This is a genomic window from Polymorphobacter fuscus, assembly GCF_011927825.1.
Lineage (GTDB): Bacteria > Pseudomonadota > Alphaproteobacteria > Sphingomonadales > Sphingomonadaceae > Sandarakinorhabdus > Sandarakinorhabdus fusca.
The window spans coordinates 1,340,853-1,361,806 of sequence record NZ_JAATJI010000001.1 but is presented as its reverse complement, the minus strand read 5'-3'; the positions used below and the strand labels follow the sequence as shown (position 1 = coordinate 1,361,806).

The window sequence follows — 20,954 nt, the reverse complement described above, 5'->3', positions numbered from 1 at the left end:
GGTGCGCCTCGGCGGCCTTTTCGAAGGAGGCGGCGAGGCCGTGGTGACCGGCTTTGCCCTCGATCACCGCAAGGTTGCGCCCGGCACGGTGTTCGGCGCCTTCCGCGGCGCCCGCGTCAATGGCGAGGATTTTATCCCGGCCGCAATCGCCGCCGGCGCCGTGGCGATCGTGACCCGCACCGGCGTGCCGGTGGCCGGCGCCGTCGCCATCCATGCCGATGAACCGCGCGCCGTGTTCGCGCGGCTGGCGGCAAAGTTCTTCGCGCCATTTCCCGCCGTCACCGTCGCCGTCACCGGCACCAACGGCAAGACCTCGACGGCGGAACTGACCCGGCAGTTGTGGCACCAGGCCGGACATGTCGCCGCCAGCATCGGCACGCTGGGCGTCACCACCGCGACCGACCAGGTCACGACCGGCCTGACCACCCCCGACGTCGTCACTTTCCTCGCCAACATGGCCGGGTTGCAGCGCGAAGGCATCAGCCACGCCAGCTTCGAAGCGAGCAGCCACGGCCTCGACCAGTTTCGCACCGAAGGCCTGCCGGTCGCTGCCGCCGGCTTCACCAATTTGTCGCGCGACCATCTCGATTATCATGGCACGATGGAGGCCTATTTCGCCGCCAAGCTGCGGCTTTTCACCGAAGTCGTCGACGCTGGTGGCGCTGCCGTCGTCTGGGCCGACGACGGCGACTGGTCGGCGCGCGTGGTCGCGGCGGCCAATGCGCGCGGGCTGCGCGTGCTGACGGTCGGGACCGGCGGGGACAGCCTGCGGCTTGTCGCGCGCACCGCGACTCCGCTCGGCCAGACGCTGGAAATCGTCGCGGACGGCCGGACCCACATGATCGCACTGCCGCTGATCGGCGCCTATCAGGCGGCCAATGCGCTCGTGGCCGCCGGGCTCGTCATCGCCACCGGCGGCGATGCCGCGGCGACGCTGGCCAATCTGGCGCGGCTGCGGCCGGTGCGCGGCCGGCTGGAGCGCGCCGTCATCACCCGGGCCGGCGCGCCGGTCTATGTCGATTACGCCCATACGCCCGACGCCATCGCGGCCGCGGCCGCCGCGCTGCGCCCGCACACCAGGGGCCGGCTGATCCTGGTCTTCGGTGCCGGCGGCGACCGCGACATCGGCAAGCGGCCGCTGATGGGCGCCATGGCAGCCCGGGTCGCCGACAGCGTCATCGTTACCGACGACAACCCCCGGTCGGAAGCGCCCGGTGCCATTCGCGCCGCCATCCTGGCGGCATCGCCCGCGGCCCGGGAAGTCGCCGACCGGCGCGAAGCGATCGCTGCCGCCATTGCCGATGCCGGGTCCGACGATGTCGTGCTGGTGGCGGGCAAGGGCCATGAACAGGGCCAGGTCATCGGCGACCGGGTGTTGCCGTTCGATGATGTCGCCGTGGCGCGGGAGGCTGCGGCATGACCCCGCTCTGGACCGCCGCCGAAATTGCCGCCGCCACCGGCGGCACCGCCCATGGCGACTTCACCGCCAACGGCGTCGCCTTCGACAGCCGGGAGATCATCGGCGGGGAACTGTTTGTCGCCATGCCCGGCGCCGCCATGGATGGCCATGCCTTTGTGCCACAGGCGCTCGAACGGGGCGCTGCCGGGCTGCTCGTCAGCCAGCCCGCGGACGCGCCGCATGTGCGCGTGGCGGAACCGGCGGCGGCCCTTACGGCGCTGGCCGAAGCGGCGCGTGACCGCAGCGCTGCACGGCGTATCGGCGTCACCGGGTCGGTCGGCAAGACCGGAGTCAAGGAAGCGATCCGCGCCGCGCTGACCCGCTTCGCCCCCGACACCGTCCATGCCTCGGTCAAAAGCTACAACAACCATACCGGCGTGCCCCTCAGCCTGGCGCGGATGCCGCGCGAGACCCGCTTCGGCATCTTCGAGATGGGGATGAATCATGCAAGCGAATTGACCGCGCTGGCGGCGCTGGTGCGTCCGGACATCGCCGTCGTCACCTGGATCGCGTCGGCGCATATCGAACATTTTGCCGATGAAGCCGCCATCGCCGATGCCAAGGCGGAAATCTTCACCGGCCTGCAGCCCGGCGGCACCGCGATCATCCCCTTCGACAGCCCGCACCACGCCCGGCTGCGCGCCGCGGCCGAACCCCATGCCGCCCATATCGTCAGCTTCGGCATCGCCGCCGGCGCCGATGTCCGGGCCGAAAGCGTCGCGCTCCATCCCGATTGCTCATGCGTCACGGCACGCGTCGGCGACCAGCGGCTGACCTTCAAGGTCGGCATGGCGGGCCGCCATTGGGTCGGCAATGCCCTGGCAGTGCTCGCCGCCGTCGCTGCCGCCGGGGGCGATCTGGCGCTCGCCGGGCTGGCGCTGGCGGAACTGACCGACCTGCCCGGGCGCGGGCAACGGTTGCGCGTCGCGGCCCGCGGCGGCAGCGCCGTGCTGATCGATGAAAGCTACAACGCCAATCCGGCGTCGATGGCGGCGTCGCTGGCGGTGCTCGCCGAAGTGGTGCCGCGCCATGCCGGCCGCCGGCTTGCGGTGCTGGGCGCGATGCGCGAACTGGGCGACCAGTCCGATCGCTTTCACGCCGAACTGGCCCCACATATAGTGGCGGCCGGCGTTTCATGCATAATTCTTGTGGGTAACGAGATGAAACCGCTGGCGGGAGCCCTGGCACGCCAGCTAGAGATATTGCACGTCACCAGCGCCGATGCGGCCACCGCCGAGGTCGAGCGCCTGCTGGCTGCCGATGACGTGCTGCTGGTCAAAGGCTCGAACAGCGTGCGGCTTGGCGATGTCGTGGCGACGCTCAAGGGCCGGGAGGACGCCAGTTGATCAATGCACTTGCCAACTGGATCGGCTTCGACGGGCTGTTCAACCTCTTTCGCTACATCACCTTCCGGTCGATGGGGGCGCTGGTCACGTCGCTGGTGATCGCGCTGCTCATCGGCCCGCGCTTCATCGGCTATCTGCGCACCCGCCAGGGCAAGGGCCAGCCGATCCGCGAGGATGGCCCGGCGTCGCATCTGCTGACCAAGAAGGGCACGCCGACGATGGGCGGGCTGATGATCCTGATCGCGCTGACGGTCGCGACGCTGTTGTGGATGGACTTCGGCAACGGCTTTGTCTGGGCGGCGCTGCTCGTCACCCTGGGCTTCGGCGCCATCGGCTTCATGGACGATTACGACAAGGTGACGAAGCGCAGCCACGCCGGCCTGTCGGGGCGGACCCGGCTGCTGCTCGAATTCTTCATCGCCGGGCTGGCCTGCACCTGGATCGCCAGCCGCACCGGCACGACGCTCTACCTGCCGTTCCTCAAGGATGCCGGGCTGGCGCTGGGGCCGTTCTACATCCTGTTCGCCGCCTTCATCGTCACCGGCTTCGGCAATGCGGTGAACCTGACCGACGGGCTCGACGGGCTGGCGACGATGCCGGTGGTGATCGCCGCCGCCGCCTTCGCGATCATCGCCTATCTGGTCGGCAACATCCGATTTGCCGATTATCTGGGGGTCCATCATGTGCCGGGGTCGGGGGAACTGGCGGTGTTCGGTGCGGCGCTGATCGGCGCCTGCCTCGGGTTCCTTTGGTACAATGCCCCGCCGGCGGCGGTGTTCATGGGCGACACCGGCAGCCTGGCCCTGGGCGGGGCGCTCGGCAGCATCGCCGTCATCACCAACCATGAACTCGTGCTGGTCGTGATCGGCGGACTGTTCGTTCTCGAAACCGTCAGCGTCATCGTCCAGGTCGTCAGCTTCAAGACCACCGGCAAGCGGGTGTTCCGCATGGCGCCGATCCACCATCATTTCGAACAGCTCGGCTGGGCGGAATCGACCGTGGTCATCCGCTTCTGGATCATCTCGATCATGCTGGCCCTTGCCGGGCTGGCGACGTTGAAGCTGCGGTGATCACTGCCCCCGCCTTTGCCGGGAAAACCTATGGCGTCTTCGGCCTTGCCCGCAGCGGCGTCGCCACTGTCGCGGCGCTGACCGCATCGGGCGCGGCGACGCTGAACTGGGATGATGGCGAGGCGGCGCGCGCGCGCTTCGACGGCACCGTCACCAACCTCCACGATACCGATCTTGCCGCCCTCGACGCCCTCATCGTCTCCCCCGGCGTACCCCATGATGCCCCGCTGTTCGCCAAGGCTGTGGCCGCCGCGATCCCGGTGATCGGCGATATCGAACTGTTCGCCCAGGCGCGCGCCGCGCTGCCACCGCACAAGGTCGTCGGGATCACCGGCACCAACGGCAAGTCGACGACGACCGCGCTGGTCCATCATATCCTCACCGCGGCGGGCCGGCCGGCGCGGATGGGGGGCAACATCGGTCTGCCGATCCTGTCGCAGGAGCCGCTGCCGGACCACGGCGTCTATGTGCTCGAACTGTCATCCTATCAGCTCGACCTGACCTTCAGCCTCGATTGCGACGTCGCGGTGCTGCTCAACATCACCCCCGATCATCTCGACCGCCACGGTAGCATGGCCGCCTATGTCGCCGCCAAGGCGCGGCTGTTCGCCATGCAGTCCCCCGGCCGCGCCGCCATCGTCGGCGCCCTTGCCGAAGCCGATTTCGATGTGCTGGACGGCGCCGAGGACCCGGTCATCACCTTCATCGAGGATGTCGATATCGGGCCGCAGGCCGACTGGCCGGCGCTGCAGGGGCCACACAACCTGCAGAACGCCCGCGCCGCGGCCGCCGCCTGCGCCGCGCTCGGGCTCGATGGGGACGCGATCGCAGCCGGCCTTGCCAGCTACCCCGGTCTCGCCCACCGCATGGAGCGGATCGCGACCAGGAACGGCGTCCTTTATGTCAACGACAGCAAGGCAACCAACCCCGACAGCTCGGCGCCGGCGCTGGCGGCCTTTCCGCGCACGCACTGGATCGCCGGGGGCCGTGCCAAGGGTGCCGATCTCGATGCCGTGCTGCCGCACCTCGGCGGCCTTGTTGCCGCCTATCTGATCGGGGAAGCCGCGCCGGTGTTCGCGCCCATCCTGCAACCGCACGTGCCGGTCGTGATGGCGGGCACGCTCGACGCCGCCGTTGCCGCTGCCACTGCCGCCGCCCGTGCCGGCGACACCGTGCTGCTGTCACCGGCCTGCGCCAGTTTCGACCAGTTTCGCGATTTCGAACAACGCGGCGACGCCTTTCGCGCGCTGGTGGAGGCCCTCTGATGGCATCGCGTCCCTGGGCTCCGGCGGCAACCACCTTCTCGCGCGGCGATCGCACCGCGCTCGGCCGCTGGTTCTGGACAGTCGACAAGTTGCTCGTCACGCTGGTGCTGGTGCTTATCGCCTGCGGCATCATCGCGGTGGCGGCGGCGTCGCCGGCCGCGGCGCAGCGCCTTTCGGGCCGCAACTTCAAATATGAGGACCTGTTTTTCCTCAAGCGCCAGATCTTCTGGGTGGTCGCCGGCCTGCCGGTGATGTTCGGCGTGTCGATGCTGCCGATTGCCTGGGCCAAGCGCTTTTCGATCGTCGGCACCGTCGTCCTGCTCGTCTGCCTGATGCTGGTGCCGTTCTTCGGTGCCGGCGCTAACGGCGCGCAGCGCTGGTTGCTGATCGGCAGCTTCCAGTTCCAGCCGTCGGAGTTTTTCAAGCCGCTGTTCATCGTCACCACCGCCTGGTTGCTGGCGCTGCGTTTCGAAGATCGCAGCCTGCCGACGATGCAGCTCAGCTTCGGCCTGGTGATCGTTGTCGCCGCACTGTTGATCCAGCAGCCCGACTTCGGCCAGACGGCGCTGATCATGGCGGTGTGGCTGGTGCAGGCAATGCTGGCCGGAATGTCGATCTGGGTGCTGGTGGCGCTGGCGACGGTCGCGACGCTCGGAATGGGCCTTGCCTATCTGACCGTCGACCATGTCGCCTCGCGCATCGACAAGTTCCTGACCGGCGGTGGTGACACCTACCAGATCGACAAGGCGCTCGATTGCTTTCGCGCCGGCGGGCTGTTCGGTGTCGGTCCGGGCGAGGGGCAGATGAAGTTCCGCCTGCCCGAGGCGCAGACCGATTACATCTTCTCGGTGATCGGCGAGGAGTTCGGCATGATCGCCTGCCTCGTCATCGCCATGCTCTACATCGCCATCGTCGTCCGCACCTTCATCCTGCTGCTCGACGAGGAAGACCCCTTTGCCTTCCTCGCTGCCGCCGGCCTTGCCACGCAGTTCGGCCTGCAGGCGACGATCAACATGATGGTCAACCTCAAGCTGCTGCCGTCCAAGGGCATGACGCTGCCGTTCATCAGCCACGGCGGGTCGTCGTTCCTGGCGCTGTGCATGGGCATGGGGCTGTTGCTGGCGCTCACCCGGCGCAACCCCTATCGCAATGCCTCGCCCTATGCCGAGCGCTGGCGCGCATGACGGCGCTCTATGTCCTCGCGGCGGGCGGCACCGGCGGGCACATGGTGCCGGCGCATGTGCTGGCGCAGGAATTGCGCGCCCGGGGGGCTGCCGTGCACCTGGTCACCGATGCCCGCGGCCTGCGTTTTCCCGGCCTGTTCGACGGCGTGCCGCGCACCGTCGTCGACAGCGGCTCGCCGGGGCGATCGGGGTGGAAGACATTGCCTGCCGTGGCGCTGAGCATCTGGCGCGGCCGCAGCGCGGCGCGGGCACTGTTCCGCGATTTGAAGCCCGCCGCCATCATCGGCTTCGGTGGCTATCCGGCGCTGCCGTCGCTGCTGGCGGCGCTGTCGCTGCGGCTGCCGAGCCTTGTCCATGAACAGAACGCCGTCCTCGGCCGCGTCAACCGCTTCCTGGCGCCGCGGGTCGCCCGCATCGCCACCAGCTATGCCAGCGTCCGCCGGCTCGATGCCGGCTGGGCCGGCAAGACGGTGATGACCGGCAACCCGGTGCGCGCCGATGTCATCGCCGCCCGCGCCGTGCCGTTCGATGCCGATGCGGCCGATCTGCATCTGCTCGTCACCGGCGGCAGCCAGGGCGCCGCGATCCTCAACACCATCGTCCCCGCCGCCGTCGCGCTGCTGCCCGAGGCGCTGCGGGCCCGCCTCCATGTCGTCCACCAGGGCCGCGACGAGGATGCGGCGATGGTCGGCGCCACCTATGCCGGCGCCGGCGTCGCCGCCGACATCCGCGCCTATTTCCCCGATCTGCCGCGCGCCATCGCCGCTGCCCATGTCGTCATCGCCCGTTCGGGGGCATCGACGGTGGCCGAACTCGCCGTCGCCGGCCGTCCGGCGATTCTGGTGCCGCTGCCGATCGCGACCGACGACCATCAGACCGACAATGCCCGGGCGCTCGCCGCCGCCGGCGGGGCGGTCGTCATCCCCCAGCCGCAGTTCACCGCAGAACGGCTCGCGCAGGCCTTGACCGACTGGCTCGGGCACCCGAAAGCGCTCGGCCTTGCGGCCGCCGGCGCGCGCAGCGTCGGTCACCCCGATGCGGCGGCGCGGCTCGCCGACCTCGTCATCGCCATCGGCGACAACCCTCCTCCCACCGGAACCCGCTCATGAACGTCGCCGGCAAAGCCTCGGGCTTCCGCACCGATATCGGCATCATTCACTTCATCGGCATCGGCGGCATCGGCATGTCGGGCATCGCCGAAGTGATGGCCAACCTGGGCTTCACCGTGCAGGGCTCGGACAGCGCCGAAGGCTATGTCATCGCCGGGCTGCGCGAAAAGGGCATCAAGGTCTTCATCGGCCAGGACGCTGCCAATGTGGCCGACGCCGCCGTGGTCGTCACCTCGACAGCGATCCGCCGCGACAATCCCGAAGTCGTCGCGGCGCAGGCGAAGCGCATCCCGATCGTGCGCCGTGCCGAAATGCTCGCCGAGCTGATGCGGCTGAAGTCCTGCGTCGCGGTGGCGGGCACCCATGGCAAGACGACGACGACGTCGATGGTGGCGGCGTTGCTCGATGCGGGCAACCTCGACCCCACCGTCATCAACGGCGGCATCATCAACACCTATGGTTCGAACGCCCGGCTCGGCGAAGGCGAATGGATGGTGGTGGAAGCCGATGAAAGCGACGGCAGCTTCCTGCGACTGGGCGGCACCATCGGCATCGTCACCAATATCGACCCCGAACATCTCGACCATTGGGGGGATTTCGACAAGGTCCGCGAAGGCTTTCGCCAGTTCGTCAACGCCGTGCCCTTCTACGGCGCCGGCGTGCTGTGCATCGACCACCCCGAAGTGCAGGCGCTGCTGTCGCGCGTCCCCGACCGCCGCATCATCACCTATGGCTTTTCCGCCACCGCCGATGTGCGCGGCGATGATGTGACGCCGGTGCCGGGCGGCAACCGCTTCGACGTGACGGTGCGGCTGCGCGACGGGTCGCGGCGGATCGAGGCGCTGATGCTGCCGATGCCCGGCCGTCACAATGTGCAGAACGCGCTGGCGGCGGTTGCGGTGGCGGTCGAGCTCGGCATCGGCGACGACGCCATCCGCGATGGTTTCGCGCGCTTCGGCGGGGTCAAGCGGCGTTTCACGAAGGTCGGCGAGACCGGCGGCGTGACGATCATCGACGATTACGGCCATCATCCCGTGGAAATCCGCGCCGTGCTGGCGGCAGCGCGCGAAGGCGTCGGCGTCGGCCGCGTGCTCGCTGTGGTGCAGCCGCACCGTTTCACGCGGCTGCGCGACCTGATGGCCGAATTCCAGGGCGCCTTCAACGACGCCGACGCGGTCTATGTCGCCCCGGTCTATGCCGCCGGCGAAGCGGCGATCGACGGCGTCGATGCCGCCGCGCTGGTGTCGGGCCTGCAGGGCGCCGGCCACCGCGCCGCCAGCGCCGTCGCCGGCGCCGACGAACTGGCGCGCCAACTGGCGATCGATGCCCAGCCCGGCGATCTTGTCGTCTGTCTCGGCGCCGGCGACATCACCAAATGGGCGGCTGGCCTCGCCGACGCCATCGGCAAGGCGCGCGACGGATGACGGCTGCGGACGTCTTGTCGCCCCGTGCGCTGCCGCCACTTGCCGGCAGCACCGAACCCGACGCGTCCTTTGCCGATTTCATCTGGTTCCGCACCGGCGGCGCGGCGCAATGGCTGGTGCGGCCGCGCGACGTCGCTGACCTCGCGCAATTTCTCGCAGCGCTCGATCCGGCGGTGCCGGTGTTTCCCGTCGGCGTCGGCTCCAACCTGATCGTCCGCGACGGCGGCTTGCCCGGCGTCACCATCCGACTGCCCAAATCCTTCGCCAGGGTCGCGATCGAAGGCGTGCACATCCGTGCCGGTGCGGCCGCCATGGGCATCACCGTCGCCAGCGCCGCGCGCGATGCGTCGCTGGCTGGCCTCGAATTCCTGCGCGGCATCCCCGGCACGGCCGGCGGCGCGGTGCGGATGAACGCCGGCGCCTATGGCCGCGATGTCGCCGACATCCTTGTCGAGGCCACCGTCGTCCGCCGCGACGGCACCATCGAAACGCTCCCCGCCGGCGATTTCGGCTTCCGCTACCGCCATTCGGCACTGCCCCCCGGCGATATCGTCGTCGAGGCGCTGTTCCGCGGCACGCCCGGTGACAAGGCGGTCATCGGCGCCGAAATGGACCGGATCGCCGCCGAACGCGAAGCGTCGCAGCCGCTGCGTTCACGCACCGGCGGGTCGACCTTCAAGAACCCCATGGGCCACAAGGCCTGGCAGCTCGTCGATGCCGCAGGGTGCCGCGGGCTGACGATCGGCGGCGCCCAGGTCAGCGAAAAACACACCAATTTCCTTATCAACACCGGCGACGCCACCAGCGCCGATATCGAGGCGTTGGGCGACGAAGTCCGCGCCCGGGTAAAGGCGCAGTCGGGGGTCGATCTGGAATGGGAAATCGAGCGGGTAGGGGTCAAGCTGTGAAGGTCGCGGTGCTGATGGGCGGCTGGTCCGCCGAACGCGAAGTGTCGCTGACATCGGGTCGCGGCATTGCTGCCGCCTGCCGCGCCCTGGGCCATGACGTGACCGAGATCGACATGGACCGCGACGTCGCCGCCGCGTTGACGGCGGCCGCACCCGATGTGGTGTTCAACGCATTGCACGGCACACCGGGGGAAGACGGCAGCATCCAGGGGCTGATGGACATTCTCGGGCTGCGCTACACCCACAGCGGAGTCACCACCTCGGCCATCGCCATCGACAAGGAACTGACCAAGCGCATCCTGGTGCCGCAGGGCGTGCGCATGCCCGAAGGCGTGATGGTCGCCTCGGAAGCGCTGTTTGTGCAGGATCCGCTGCCGCGGCCCTATGTCCTCAAGCCGGTCAACGAGGGGTCCTCGGTCGGCGTCGCCATCGTGACCGATGCCTCCAATTACGGCAACCCCATCGGCCGTGCTGTCGCGGGCCCCTGGCAGGCCTTTGCGACGCTGCTCGCCGAGCCCTTCATCGCCGGCAAGGAACTGACCGTCGCCATCCTGGGCGACGAAGCGCTGGCGGTGACCGAACTGATCCCGACGACCGGCTTTTACGATTATGACGCCAAATACACCGATGGCCTGACCCGGCACCAATGCCCCGCCGACCTGCCTGCACAGATCACCGCCGCCTGCCTCGACATGGCGCTGGCTGCCCATCGCGCGCTCGGCTGCAAGGGCACGTCGCGATCGGACTTCCGCTGGGACCCGGACCAGGGGGAGGCGGGGCTCTATCTGCTCGAGGTCAATACCCAGCCCGGAATGACACCGCTCAGCCTGGTCCCCGAACAGGCGAAATATCGCGGCATCTCGTATGAAATGCTTGTCCAACGACTGATCGACGCGGCGCTCGAATGACGACGACCGTCCTCAAACGCGGTGCGAAGGCACCAGTACGCAAACCCGTCGCGCGCCCGGCGCCGCGGCCGGCCACCGTCGCGTTGCCGGTCAGCCGGCCGGCCCTGCGCCGCAACGTCGCCATCACCGTCGGCGTGCTGGCGGCGCTTGCGGGCATCGTGGTTGCCGGCCTGATGGGCGTCTGGACGCGCGCCGGCGAGGAAATCGTCCGCCAGAGCGCGGTTGCCGGCCTTGAAATCCGCCATGTCGAAGTCACCGGCACCCGCGAACTGGCACTGTTGCCGGTCTATCAGGCGGCACTCCCGGGTCGGGACAACGCCATGCTGACCAGCGATCTCGGCGCCATTCGCGACCGTTTGCGCAACCTGCCCTGGGTGGCCGACGCCAGCGTCAGCCGCCGGCTTCCCGATACGCTCGCCATTGCCATTACCGAACGCCGCCCGGTGGCGCTGTGGCAGCATCGCCGGCGCCTGCAGGTGATCGACATCAGCGGCGTGACCTTGACGCACGATCGGCTCGAACGTTTCGCCAACCTGCCCCTCGTGGTCGGGCCCGGCGCCAACACCCGGGTGCGCGAGTTCCTGACCCTGGCGGCAACGGCGCCGACTTTGGCGCCCAAGGTCGATGCCGCGGTGCTGGTCGGCGGCCGCCGCTGGGACCTGAAGTTCAAGACCGGGGAGACGCTGTCGCTGCCCGATACGCCGGCGGCGGCCGGCCATGCCCTGGCGACATTCGCCCGCCTCGACCAGGGGTCGGCAGGCGGTGCGGACGGGTCCGGGCTGCTCGGCCGTCGCTTCGAACGCTTCGACATGCGCCTGCCTGGTCGCATGATTGTCGGCGGTGCGGCGGTCAAGGATGCGCTCGACGCCAATGCCAAGGCCGCAAAGGCGGCCGCGGCTGCCAAGGCAAAGCCGTTGACGATATGACGCCCCCCCGATGGAAATGACCTGACCCATGGCCATCCTCACCCCCAAGGTGCCACTGCTGCCGCCGCGCGGCGGGGAACGCACCATCGCCGTCCTCGATGTCGGCACCTCCAAGGTCGCGGCGCTGATCGCCATTGCCGGGCCCGACGGGGAACCGCGCGTCATCGGCACCGGCCAGAAGCCCTGTGCCGGCTTGCGTCGCGGCCTGGTCACCGATTTCGAACGCACCGAAGCCGCCATTCGCGGCGCCATGGACCAGGCCGAACGCGCCGCCGGGGTGCAGGTCGAATATGTCTATGCCTCCATCTCGGCGGGCAATCTGGGCAGCGATGTCGCCACGGCCGAGATCGACATCGCCGGGGCCAGCATCACCGCCGCCGACATGGTGACGCTGCGCGAGGCCGGCCGCGCCCGGATCAACCCCGGCAGCCGTACCGTCGTCCACGCCCAGCCGGCGCTTTACGCGCTCGATGGGCAACCGGGGGTGGAAAGCCCGCTCGGTTTTCATGCCGACCGGCTGGGCATGGACATCCATGTCGTCACCGCCGACACGCCGCCGCTGAAGAACCTCGATCGTGCCATTCGCAACGCCCATATCGGGCTGAAGTCGCTCGTTGCCTCGCCGCTCGCCGCCAGCCTGTCGACGCTGGAGCGCGAGGAACGCGAACTGGGCGTCGCGCTGATCGAGATCGGCGCCGGGGTGACGACCATCGCCGTCCACATGTTCGGCATGCTCGTCGGCGTCGCCGCCATTCCGATGGGCGCGCACGACATCACCAACGACCTTGCCGCTGCCTTTTCCACGCGCCGCAGCCACGCCGAGCGGTTGAAGGCGCTCGATGGCGCCGCCGTGACCGTGCCCAAGGACAATCACGACGCCGTCGAAGTGCCGCCGATGACCGACGATGGCATGGCCGAACCGACCCGCGTGCCCAAGGCGCAGATCATCGGCGTCATTCGCCACCGGCTCGACCTCTTGTTCCGCGAAGTGGCGATCAAGCTCGACATGCTCGGTTTTGTCGGTCCGCAGGCGCGGCAGGTGGTGCTGACCGGCGGCGGGGCCGAACTGCGCGCCATCGCCGATTTCGCCGCCGGCGCGCTCAACCGCAACGTCCGCATCGGCCGGCCGCGCGGGCTGACCGGGCTGCCGCCGGCGCAGGGCGGGCCGGCCTTTGCGACGCTGGCCGGGCTGGTGCTGTTCGCGGCCAACGAGGTCCCCGACGTCTGGCATGCGCCGGCCTTGCCCAGTTCGACGCGCAGCGGCGGGCGTCTGGCGCAAATGATCGAAAAACTACGGGGCAGCCTGTGATCCCGCTTGGAACATGAATCGCTTATATAGTATGCAACCCTGAAGGGGAGACACGAGATGCTGGAATTCGAACGTCCCGAACTGACCGAGCTGAAGCCGCGGATCACCGTTGTCGGGGTCGGCGGCGCCGGCTGTAACGCGGTGGCGAACATGATCGCCGCCGATCTTCAGGGTGTCGACTTCATCGTCGCCAACACCGACGCCCAGTCGCTGGCCGCCAGCAAGGCCGAAACGCGCATCCAGCTCGGCATGAAGATCACGCAGGGGTTGGGCGCCGGCGCCCGGCCGGAGATCGGGCGGGCAGCGGCGGAAGAAACGCTCGACCAGCTCGAAACCAGCCTCGAAGGCGCGCACATGTGCTTCATCGCCGCCGGCATGGGCGGCGGTACCGGCACCGGCGCCGCCCCGGTGGTCGCCCGCGCCGCGCGCGAAAAGGGCATCCTTACCGTCGGCGTCGTCACCAAGCCCTTCACCTTCGAAGGCAACAAGCGCATGCGCGCCGCCGAGGAAGGCATTGCCGAGCTGCAAAAGCATGTCGACACGCTGATCATCATCCCCAACCAGAATTTGTTCCTCATCGCCAACGCCAACACGACCTTCAAGGACGCGTTCGCCATGGCCGACCAGGTGCTGCACCAGGGCGTGCGCGGCATCACCGACCTGATGATCATGCCGGGCCTCATCAACCTCGATTTCGCCGACATCCGCACCGTCATGTCCGAAATGGGCAAGGCGATGATGGGGACGGGCGAAGCGACCGGCGAGCGCCGCGCGCTCGAAGCCGCTGAAAAGGCCATCGCCAACCCGCTGCTCGATGAAGTTTCGATGCGCGGTGCCAAGGGTGTCATCATCAACATCACCGGCGGCGAGGATCTGCGCCTGATGGAGGTCGACGAGGCCGCGACCTATATCCGCGACATGGTCGACCCCGAAGCCAACATTATCGTCGGATCGGCGTTCAACAAGAACCTCGATGGCATCATGCGCGTCTCCGTCGTCGCCACCGGCATCGACGCCGCGACGCGCGCGGCGGCGCCCGCACCGGCACCGGCGTCGCGCCCCCGGGTGGATTCGGGCTTTGCCGCGCAGCCGAGCATCTTCACGATGCCGCCCGTTGCTGCCGCCGCCCCGGCGACAACCCCCGCGGTATCGGTGCCGGAACCTGTTGCCGCCGCCGTGACCGAGCCCGTTGCGGACGTTGTGCCCGAGCCGGTCGAGATGGACCTGGGTGTCGTTGCCGAGCGCATCGACGAGGACGAGGTTGCGGCGCCGGTTCCCGAGCCGGTTGCTCCCGTCGTCGTGCCGATCGCACCCCCGGTCGCCGTCGAGGAAGAACGGCCGATGTCGCTGTTCGAAAAGATGCTGAATATGTCGCGCGGTCCCAAAGCCCGTCCGGCACCGACCCCGACGCTGGCGCCCGAACCGACGCCGCCGGCGGCATCCGACGTCGACATCCCGCCGTTCTTCAAGCGCCAGGTCAACAACTGATCGCCTGACCCCCCGGCCTTGGCCGGGGGTTTCCTGCCTTCGGGGGCGTAAGGTCATCATGGCTCCCCCGTCGCCTGATACGTTCGCAATTGCCGGCAACCGGTTCGGCCTCGGCTTGCGCGCCGACGACCCGCCGCCGGCCGATCCCCGCGCCGACCTGCTGGCCCAGTTCGATCGCTTCGATCCGCGCCCGCCGGCCATTGCCGCGCTGCCCGGCTCTGCGCAGATGGCGGCGCATTTTCGCAGCTTTCTGGAACAGCAGCGGCTGAGGCTGCGGCGTGACATGGTCGCGGCGTCCATGGCCGCCCCCACCGCGACGGCGACCAGCGCGACGCCGCCCGACGAGGCCAATCGGCGGCAGGAACTGCGCCGGCTCTACACGCGCGCCTATGGCGACCAGGTCAATGGCCGCATCGCTGCTGCACTGACGACACCGGCACCGTTTCCGGAACGGCTTGTCCATTTCTGGTCGAACCATTTTTCCGTGTCGATCGAAAAGCTGCAGACAGCCGGCCTTGCCGGGCCGTTCGAATTCGAAGCCATCCGCCCGCACATCGCCGGGCGCTTCGTCGACCTGTTGCAGGCGGCGGCGCGCCATCCGGCGATGCTGCTCTATCTCGATCAGGCGCAGGCGATCGGCCCGGAATCCCCGGTCGCGGACGCCGCCCGCCAGCGTGGCGCGCCGCGGCAGCCCGGCCTCAACGAAAATCTCGGCCGCGAAATCCTGGAACTGCACACGCTCGGCGTCGGCAGTGGCTACAGCCAGGCCGATGTCCAGGAAATGGCACGCGCGCTGACCGGCTGGAGCGTTGGCGGCTTCGTGCGCGGCCCGGCCGGGCAGGCGGCGCCGGACGGTGCCTTTGTGTTCCAGCCGGGCTGGCACGAGCCCGGGCCCCGGCAGTTGCTGGGTCAGCGCTATGCCGGCACGGGTGAAGCGCAGGCCCGTGCCATGCTCGCCGATCTCGCCGTGCACCCGGCGACAGCGCGGCACCTGGCCACCAAGCTGGCCCGGCATTTTGTTGCCGATGTGCCGCCGCCAGCGCTGGTCGATCGGCTGGCAGCGGCGCATGTTGCCAGCGGTGGCGACCTGATGGCCGTCTATCGCGTGCTCGTCGCGTCGCCCGAGGCGTGGGCGCCGGCGCAGCCCAAGTTCAAGACGCCGTGGGACTGGACGATTTCCGCGCTGCGCGCCACCGGTGCGACGGCGACACCGGACCTGCGCCTGGCGGGGGCCTTGTCGGAACTCGGACAGCAGGTCTGGCGGTCGGGCTCGCCGGCGGGATGGGACGACATCGCCGCCAGCTGGGCCGCACCGGATGCGCTGCTGCGCCGGGTCGAAGTTGCCGGTCGCCTTGCGGCGCGGATCGGCGACCGGATCGATGCCCGCGCGCTCGCGCCGCATATCCTGCCCGGCGTGCTGACGGCGGCGACGGCGCAGGCCGTCGGCCGCGCCGCGTCGCCGCAGCAGGGGCTGGCGCTGCTCCTCGCCGCGCCGGAATTCCTGAGGCGATGACATGATCGACCGCCGGCTTTTCCTCGGATTGGGTGCCGCGACATGGCTGACGCCGCAGCTGGCGCTCGCTGCCGCTGCCACCGACCGGCGGCTGGTCTTCATAATCCTGCGCGGCGCGATGGATGGGCTCGCGGCGGTGATGCCGGTCGGCGATCCCGCTTATGCGGCGCTGCGCGGCAATTTCGGACCACCGCCCGATGCCGGGGTGCCGCTGCCGCTGGGTCCGGATTTCGCCCTGCATCCGGCGCTGGCGCAGACCGGCGCACTTTATGCCCGGGGCGAGGCGCTGTTCGTCCACGCCATCGCCTCGCCCTATCGCGAGCGCTCGCATTTCGACGCCCAGAATGTCCTCGAAACGGGGGGTACGGCAGCCTATGCGCGCAAGGACGGTTGGCTCAACCGGTTGCTGCCGCTGCTGCCGGCAACGGGGGAGCCGGCGATTGCGCTCGCGCAGACACTGCCGATGGCGCTGCGCGGCACTGCCACGGCGACAGCCTTTGCGCCGTCGCAGCTTGCCACCGCCGATGACGACCTGCTCGCGCGGGCCGGCATGCTCTATGCCGCCGATCCGCAACTGCACAGGCTATGGTCGGACGCGCTCGCGGCCCGCACCCTTGCGGGCGCCGATGCGCGGGGCAAAGCCAATCCGGCCGGGCTCGGCCGCCTGGCAGCGACCTTTCTGGCCAAGCCGCACGGTGCCCGCATCGCCGTGATCGAATTGAACGGCTGGGACACGCACAGCGGCCAGGCCGGGCGGCTGAACGCCCAGTTGCGGCAGCTCGACACGGTCATCGCGGCGCTGAAGGATGGGCTCGGCGCCGACTGGGCGCACACCGTCGTCATCGCCGCCACCGAGTTCGGCCGCACCGCGGCGCCGAACGGCACCGGCGGCACCGATCACGGCACCGGCGGCGTCGCGATGGTTGCCGGCGGTGCGGTAAAGGGCGGGCGGGTCGTCACCGATTGGCCGGGGCTGGCGCCGGCAAAGCTGTTCGACGGCCGCGATCTTGCCGCGACCACAGACTTGCGTGCACTGTTCGCCGGGCTTGCCGCCGAACATTTCGCGCTGGATCCGATGCGGGTGGCGCGGCGGGTGTTCGCAGGGTCGGTCAGGCCGATGTCGGGGCTGGTGCGGGGTTGAACCAGCGTCGCCCGAGCCAGAGCGATACGCTGACCAGCAGCACGAGCACCGGCACTTCGACGAGCGGACCGATGACCGCTGCAAAGGCCACCGGTGACGCCAGGCCGAAGCTGGCGATGGCGACAGCGATCGCCAGTTCGAAATTGTTGCCCGCCGCGGTGAAGGCGATGGCGGTGGTACGCGGGTAATCGCCGGCGATCCAGCGGCCGAGGACGAAGCTGACACCGAACTGGATGAGGAAGTACAGCGTCAGCGGCACGGCGATGCGCAGCGCGTCGAACGGCAGGCGCGTGATGTCGTCACCCTTCAGGCTGAACATCGCGGTGATGGTGAACAGCAGCGCCGCCAGGGTGATCGGCGCGATGCGGGGCAGGAAGCGATTTTCATACCAGTCGGTGCCGCGCCGCGCCGTCAGCACGGTGCGGCTCAACCAGCCCGCCGCGAAGGGCAGCCCCAGATAGATCGCGACAGCGATCGCGATGGTGGCAAAGTCGATATCGACAACGCTCGCTTCCAATCCGAACACCGGCGGCAGGACAGTGAGGAAGAACCAGGCATAGCCGCTGAAGAACAGTAGCTGGAACACCGAATTGAATGCCACCAGCCCCGCCACATATTGGTTGTCGCCGCGCGCCAGCTGGTTCCACACCAGCACCATGGCGATGCACCGCGCCAGCCCGATCAGGATCAGCCCGGTCATATATTCGGGCTGGTCACCAAGGAAGAATGCGGCCAGCGCGAACATCAGCACCGGGCCGATGATCCAGTTCTGCACCAGCGACAGGACCAGCACACGCTTGTCGGCGAACACCCGCGGCAGTTCTGCATAGCGGACCCGCGCCAGCGGCGGGTACATCATCAGGATCAGCCCGGCAGCGATCGGTATGTTGGTCGTCCCGATGCTGAGCGCATCGAGCGCCGCGGGCAAGCCGGGCACCAGAGTCGCCAGGGCGAGCCCGAGCGCCATTGCTGCAAAGATCCAGAGCGTCAGCCAGCGGTCGAGAAAGGACAGGCGTGCAGGCTTGCCGGTCATGCGCCGATCCCGCGCTGCATATAGACGACATCGAGCCAGCGTCCGAACTTGTGCCCGACGTCGGTCAAGCGGCCGACCTCGGCAAAGCCGCATGCCCGGTGAAGCCCGATCGAGGCGGCATTGCCGCTGTCTCCGATCACCGCGATCATCTGGCGAAATCCGGCGTCCGCAGCTGACGTGACCAGCGCCGCCATCAGGGCGCGTCCGGCTCCGCGTCGTTGCAAGGCCGGCGCGATATAGACCGAAGTTTCGCAGCTGTGCGCATAGGCCGGGCGGTCGCGGAACTGGCTGGCATAGGCGAAACCGCCGATGGCGCCGGCGTCCTCGTGGACCAGCCACGGCCAGCCGGCCGCCGCAACGCGTGCCATCCGCCGTGCTATTTCGGTCGCATCGGGCGCGTCGATCTCGAAGGTCGCGGTGCCGCCCAGCACTTCAGGTGCATAAATTGCGGCGATGGCGGCGGCGTCGCCGGGCAATGCCGGCCGGATCATGCGGGTGGCAATGCCGGCGCGCCGTCTTCCTTGCGGAAATCGGCGGGCAGGGCACCGCCAAGCAGTGGCAGCACGGTTTCGGACGGCCGCGCTAGCACGGTGCCGCGCGGCGTGATCACCACCGGACGGTTGATGAGGATCGGCTCGCGCGCCATCGCCGCCAGGATCGTTGCATCATCGGCACCGACAAGGCCCATCGCCTCGGCGGGCGTGCCCCGGGTCCGCAACAGCGCCGCGGCGCCGCCGATCGCGGCCGCGACCTGCGCCAGCGTCGCCGCATCGGGCGGCGTCCTGATATAGTCGACGATGACCGGCTCCACACCGGTCGCGCGGATCATCGCCAAGACGTTGCGCGAGGTGCCGCAGTTCGGGTTGTGCCAGATGGTGACGGTCATGCGCAGCATCCGGATTGTGTCGGCGTCGGCGTCGGCGTCGGTGTCAGCACCGGCGCGCAGCACGACCCCGGCGCGGCATTGGGCGACGCGAGGACAGCGAGCGCGGGGTCGCTGCCATAGTCGGTCGTCTCGCCATGGGTCAGGAATGCCTCCCAGACTATTTCCTGCGGGTCGCTGATCCAGTTCTTTTCCGACGTCGCATAGCAGCAACGCGCGGCACCCTCTTCCAGCACCGGACGCCCCGCCGCCTGCAACCGGCCGTAGACTTCGGCCAGCTCCGCCGGCGTTTCGACCTGGATGCCGAGATGTTCGATGCCCCGGCCGGCATGGCCGACCGAGATGGCGAAATTCACGCAAGGGTCGTCGAGCATCCACTTGGCATAATCGGTGCGCGCGACGCTGGGCTCTGCGCCGAACAGCGCCGTGTAGAATCGGGTGGAAGCGGCGAGGTCATCGACGCCGACATGAACATGCATTCGCTTCATGCGATCAGCCTTTCCAGATCGGGGCCACATGCCGCCCCGGCACAGCAATTGTCGGTCAGGAAATCGACCAGCCCGCGCATGGCGCCGAAATCGGCAGCATAGCGCAGCGACCGGCCGTCGCGCACGGCCGTCACCAGCCCGGCGCGTTTCAGGTGCGCCAGATGGAACGACAGGGACGACGCCGGCAGGCCGATCGCATCGGCGATGTCACCGGCGGCCCGACCCTCCGGGCCGGCAACCACCAGCAGGCGGAACACCGCCAGCCGGTGCGGCTGCGCCAGCGCCGCCAGCCGATCGACCATGGCTGATATTTCCATAATTCCGGAAATATCGAATCGTGTTCACACCGTCAACCACCTGCCCAATCGAACTGCTTGACGTGCGCGGCACGGCTGGCAGGGAGGGGCGACACGCCGTTGGGGAGATCAAGGACATGGCCGGACCGCTTGCAGGCCTTCGCATCATCGAACTCGCGGGCATCGGGCCGGGGCCGTTCGCCGCGATGATGCTCGCCGACCATGGCGCGGAGGTGATCCGTGTCGATCGCTCCGGGGCGCGGATCGACGCGCGTGATCCATTGCTGCGGTCCCGCCGGCTGGTCGGGGTCGATCTGAAATCGGCCGAGGGCAAGGCAAAGGTGCGCGATCTGGTCAAGTCCGCCGACGGCTTGATCGAGGGGTTTCGCCCCGGCGTCACCGAACGCCTCGGCCTCGGCCCGGACGTGCTGCTCGCCGACAATCCGCGGCTCGTCTATGGCCGGATGACCGGCTGGGGACAGTTCGGGCCCTATGCCCAGGCGGCCGGGCATGACATCAACTATATCGCGCTCGCCGGCGCGCTCCACGCCTATGGCCGCGCCGGAGAAAAACCGACACCGCCGATCAACATGGTGGGGGATTTCGGCGGCGGCGGCATGATGCTGGCTTTCGGCATGGTCAGCGCGCTGCTGCACGCGCAAAAGACCGGCCGGGGCCAGGTCATCGACGCCGCGATGACCGACGGTGCCGCAACCTTGATGAGCATGATCTGGGGGTTCCGCGCCAACGGCATGTGGACGGACGACCGCGGCACCAATCTGCTCGATACCGGCGCCCACATGTACGACACCTATGAAACCGGCGACGGCAAATGGATCAGCATCGGCAGCCTCGAACCGCAATTCTATGCCGAGCTGCGCCGCCTTGCCGGCCTGGCCGACGATCCGGCGTTCGACGCCCAGATGGACCGCAGCCAATGGGGGCCATTGAAGGCGCGGCTGACGGCGCTGTTCCTGACCAAAAGTCGCGACGAATGGTGCGCGCTGATGGAGATGACCGACGTCTGCTTCGCTCCGGTGCTGAGCATGGCCGAAGCGCCGTCGCATCCGCACAATGCGGCGCGCGGCACCTTCATCGAAGTTGGCGGCGTCATGCAGCCGGCGCCGGCGCCGCGCTATTCGGTCACTGTCACCGACACGCCGGTCATGACGACAGCGTTCGACGCGGACCTCGCCAAATGATG

At 68.9% G+C, this 20,954-nt stretch carries 20 protein-coding genes; 15 read left to right on the top strand and 5 right to left on the bottom strand.

All coding sequences use genetic code 11. The annotated features are described in order from the left end of the window. The first annotated feature begins 1 nt into the window (after position 1). From GGQ62_RS06520 to GGQ62_RS06455, 14 genes are read left to right on the top strand one after another with little or no spacing between them, the layout of a single operon-like run. Positions 2-1,420: a UDP-N-acetylmuramoyl-L-alanyl-D-glutamate--2,6-diaminopimelate ligase gene (locus GGQ62_RS06520; protein ID WP_152578861.1), complete on the top strand. Its 1,419-nt coding sequence runs from the start codon at positions 2-4 to the stop codon at positions 1,418-1,420. After that, entirely contained in the window at positions 1,417-2,805 is a 1,389-nt protein-coding gene (locus GGQ62_RS06515; protein ID WP_152578860.1) for a UDP-N-acetylmuramoyl-tripeptide--D-alanyl-D-alanine ligase, read from the top strand. Before GGQ62_RS06520 ends, GGQ62_RS06515 begins: the two co-directional genes overlap by 4 nt. After that, positions 2,802-3,875 (top strand): phospho-N-acetylmuramoyl-pentapeptide-transferase, encoded by a 1,074-nt coding sequence (mraY, locus tag GGQ62_RS06510; RefSeq protein ID WP_152578859.1) that lies wholly within the window; start codon positions 2,802-2,804, stop codon positions 3,873-3,875. Before GGQ62_RS06515 ends, mraY begins: the two co-directional genes overlap by 4 nt. Further along, complete coding sequence (gene murD, locus GGQ62_RS06505) at positions 3,872-5,140, top strand: UDP-N-acetylmuramoyl-L-alanine--D-glutamate ligase (protein ID WP_152578858.1); 1,269 nt, start codon at positions 3,872-3,874, stop codon at positions 5,138-5,140. The genes mraY and murD overlap by 4 nt, the downstream gene beginning before the upstream one ends. Then, positions 5,140-6,324, top strand: coding sequence for a peptidoglycan glycosyltransferase FtsW (locus tag GGQ62_RS06500; RefSeq protein ID WP_152578857.1), 1,185 nt, complete (start codon positions 5,140-5,142; stop codon positions 6,322-6,324). The genes murD and GGQ62_RS06500 overlap by 1 nt, the downstream gene beginning before the upstream one ends. Continuing rightward, a complete protein-coding gene (gene murG / locus GGQ62_RS06495) occupies positions 6,321-7,433 on the top strand; it encodes an undecaprenyldiphospho-muramoylpentapeptide beta-N-acetylglucosaminyltransferase (RefSeq protein ID WP_152578856.1) in 1,113 nt (370 codons plus the stop codon). Before GGQ62_RS06500 ends, murG begins: the two co-directional genes overlap by 4 nt. After that, positions 7,430-8,857, top strand: a complete 1,428-nt coding sequence (murC, locus tag GGQ62_RS06490) for a UDP-N-acetylmuramate--L-alanine ligase (protein WP_152578855.1) — start codon at positions 7,430-7,432, stop codon at positions 8,855-8,857. The genes murG and murC overlap by 4 nt, the downstream gene beginning before the upstream one ends. Beyond that, positions 8,854-9,765: a UDP-N-acetylmuramate dehydrogenase gene (gene murB, locus GGQ62_RS06485; RefSeq protein WP_152578854.1), complete on the top strand. Its 912-nt coding sequence runs from the start codon at positions 8,854-8,856 to the stop codon at positions 9,763-9,765. The genes murC and murB overlap by 4 nt, the downstream gene beginning before the upstream one ends. Next, the gene (locus GGQ62_RS06480; RefSeq protein ID WP_424022221.1) at positions 9,762-10,673 is read left to right on the top strand and encodes a D-alanine--D-alanine ligase; all 912 of its coding nucleotides are present in this window, start codon (positions 9,762-9,764) and stop codon (positions 10,671-10,673) included. Before murB ends, GGQ62_RS06480 begins: the two co-directional genes overlap by 4 nt. Further along, complete coding sequence (locus GGQ62_RS06475) at positions 10,670-11,599, top strand: cell division protein FtsQ/DivIB (protein WP_152578852.1); 930 nt, start codon at positions 10,670-10,672, stop codon at positions 11,597-11,599. Before GGQ62_RS06480 ends, GGQ62_RS06475 begins: the two co-directional genes overlap by 4 nt. A 28-nt stretch (positions 11,600-11,627) precedes the next feature. Next, a complete protein-coding gene (gene ftsA, locus GGQ62_RS06470) occupies positions 11,628-12,908 on the top strand; it encodes a cell division protein FtsA (protein WP_153401457.1) in 1,281 nt (426 codons plus the stop codon). Positions 12,909-12,965: 57 nt separating this feature from the next. Continuing rightward, positions 12,966-14,396 carry a cell division protein FtsZ gene (gene ftsZ / locus GGQ62_RS06465; RefSeq protein ID WP_152578851.1) on the top strand — a complete coding sequence of 477 codons (1,431 nt, stop codon included), beginning with the start codon at positions 12,966-12,968 and terminating at the stop codon, positions 14,394-14,396. Positions 14,397-14,454: 58 nt separating this feature from the next. Then, positions 14,455-15,909, top strand: coding sequence for a DUF1800 domain-containing protein (locus GGQ62_RS06460; RefSeq protein ID WP_152578850.1), 1,455 nt, complete (start codon positions 14,455-14,457; stop codon positions 15,907-15,909). Between the two features lies 1 nt (position 15,910). Then, positions 15,911-17,050: a DUF1501 domain-containing protein gene (locus GGQ62_RS06455; RefSeq protein ID WP_152578849.1), complete on the top strand. Its 1,140-nt coding sequence runs from the start codon at positions 15,911-15,913 to the stop codon at positions 17,048-17,050. On the opposite strand, the gene arsB is transcribed toward GGQ62_RS06455, so the two are convergent. From arsB to GGQ62_RS06430, 5 genes are read right to left on the bottom strand one after another with little or no spacing between them, the layout of a single operon-like run. Then, positions 17,019-18,083 (bottom strand): ACR3 family arsenite efflux transporter, encoded by a 1,065-nt coding sequence (gene arsB / locus GGQ62_RS06450; RefSeq protein ID WP_152578848.1) that lies wholly within the window; start codon positions 18,081-18,083, stop codon positions 17,019-17,021. The genes GGQ62_RS06455 and arsB overlap by 32 nt on opposite strands. Continuing rightward, positions 18,080-18,574 carry a GNAT family N-acetyltransferase gene (locus GGQ62_RS06445; RefSeq protein WP_153401455.1) on the bottom strand — a complete coding sequence of 165 codons (495 nt, stop codon included), beginning with the start codon at positions 18,572-18,574 and terminating at the stop codon, positions 18,080-18,082. Before GGQ62_RS06445 ends, arsB begins: the two co-directional genes overlap by 4 nt. Next, entirely contained in the window at positions 18,571-18,969 is a 399-nt protein-coding gene (locus GGQ62_RS06440; RefSeq protein ID WP_152578846.1) for an ArsC/Spx/MgsR family protein, read from the bottom strand. The genes GGQ62_RS06445 and GGQ62_RS06440 overlap by 4 nt, the downstream gene beginning before the upstream one ends. After that, positions 18,966-19,454 carry an ArsI/CadI family heavy metal resistance metalloenzyme gene (locus tag GGQ62_RS06435; protein WP_152578845.1) on the bottom strand — a complete coding sequence of 163 codons (489 nt, stop codon included), beginning with the start codon at positions 19,452-19,454 and terminating at the stop codon, positions 18,966-18,968. The genes GGQ62_RS06440 and GGQ62_RS06435 overlap by 4 nt, the downstream gene beginning before the upstream one ends. Next, positions 19,451-19,771, bottom strand: a complete 321-nt coding sequence (locus GGQ62_RS06430) for an ArsR/SmtB family transcription factor (protein WP_152578844.1) — start codon at positions 19,769-19,771, stop codon at positions 19,451-19,453. The genes GGQ62_RS06435 and GGQ62_RS06430 overlap by 4 nt, the downstream gene beginning before the upstream one ends. Before the next feature lie 116 nt (positions 19,772-19,887). Between GGQ62_RS06430 and GGQ62_RS06425 the strand changes: the two genes are divergently transcribed. After that, entirely contained in the window at positions 19,888-20,952 is a 1,065-nt protein-coding gene (locus GGQ62_RS06425) for a CaiB/BaiF CoA transferase family protein (protein ID WP_152578843.1), read from the top strand. The last annotated feature ends 2 nt before the right edge of the window (positions 20,953-20,954 follow it).

Bases quoted from the DNA above. Each gene is read 5' to 3' on its own strand.
- GGQ62_RS06515 (WP_152578860.1), top strand. From the start codon at position 1,417: ATGACCCCGCTCTGGACCGCCGCCGAAATTGCCGCCGCCACCGGCGGC.
- GGQ62_RS06500 (WP_152578857.1), top strand. From the start codon at position 5,140: ATGGCATCGCGTCCCTGGGCTCCGGCGGCAACCACCTTCTCGCGCGGC.
- murG (WP_152578856.1), top strand. From the start codon at position 6,321: ATGACGGCGCTCTATGTCCTCGCGGCGGGCGGCACCGGCGGGCACATG.
- murC (WP_152578855.1), top strand. From the start codon at position 7,430: ATGAACGTCGCCGGCAAAGCCTCGGGCTTCCGCACCGATATCGGCATC.
- murB (WP_152578854.1), top strand. From the start codon at position 8,854: ATGACGGCTGCGGACGTCTTGTCGCCCCGTGCGCTGCCGCCACTTGCC.
- GGQ62_RS06475 (WP_152578852.1), top strand. From the start codon at position 10,670: ATGACGACGACCGTCCTCAAACGCGGTGCGAAGGCACCAGTACGCAAA.
- ftsA (WP_153401457.1), top strand. From the start codon at position 11,628: ATGGCCATCCTCACCCCCAAGGTGCCACTGCTGCCGCCGCGCGGCGGG.
- ftsZ (WP_152578851.1), top strand. From the start codon at position 12,966: ATGCTGGAATTCGAACGTCCCGAACTGACCGAGCTGAAGCCGCGGATC.
- GGQ62_RS06460 (WP_152578850.1), top strand. From the start codon at position 14,455: ATGGCTCCCCCGTCGCCTGATACGTTCGCAATTGCCGGCAACCGGTTC.
- GGQ62_RS06455 (WP_152578849.1), top strand. From the start codon at position 15,911: ATGATCGACCGCCGGCTTTTCCTCGGATTGGGTGCCGCGACATGGCTG.
- arsB (WP_152578848.1), bottom strand. From the start codon at position 18,083: ATGACCGGCAAGCCTGCACGCCTGTCCTTTCTCGACCGCTGGCTGACG.
- GGQ62_RS06445 (WP_153401455.1), bottom strand. From the start codon at position 18,574: ATGATCCGGCCGGCATTGCCCGGCGACGCCGCCGCCATCGCCGCAATT.
- GGQ62_RS06440 (WP_152578846.1), bottom strand. From the start codon at position 18,969: ATGACCGTCACCATCTGGCACAACCCGAACTGCGGCACCTCGCGCAAC.
- GGQ62_RS06435 (WP_152578845.1), bottom strand. From the start codon at position 19,454: ATGAAGCGAATGCATGTTCATGTCGGCGTCGATGACCTCGCCGCTTCC.
- GGQ62_RS06430 (WP_152578844.1), bottom strand. From the start codon at position 19,771: ATGGAAATATCAGCCATGGTCGATCGGCTGGCGGCGCTGGCGCAGCCG.
- GGQ62_RS06425 (WP_152578843.1), top strand. From the start codon at position 19,888: ATGGCCGGACCGCTTGCAGGCCTTCGCATCATCGAACTCGCGGGCATC.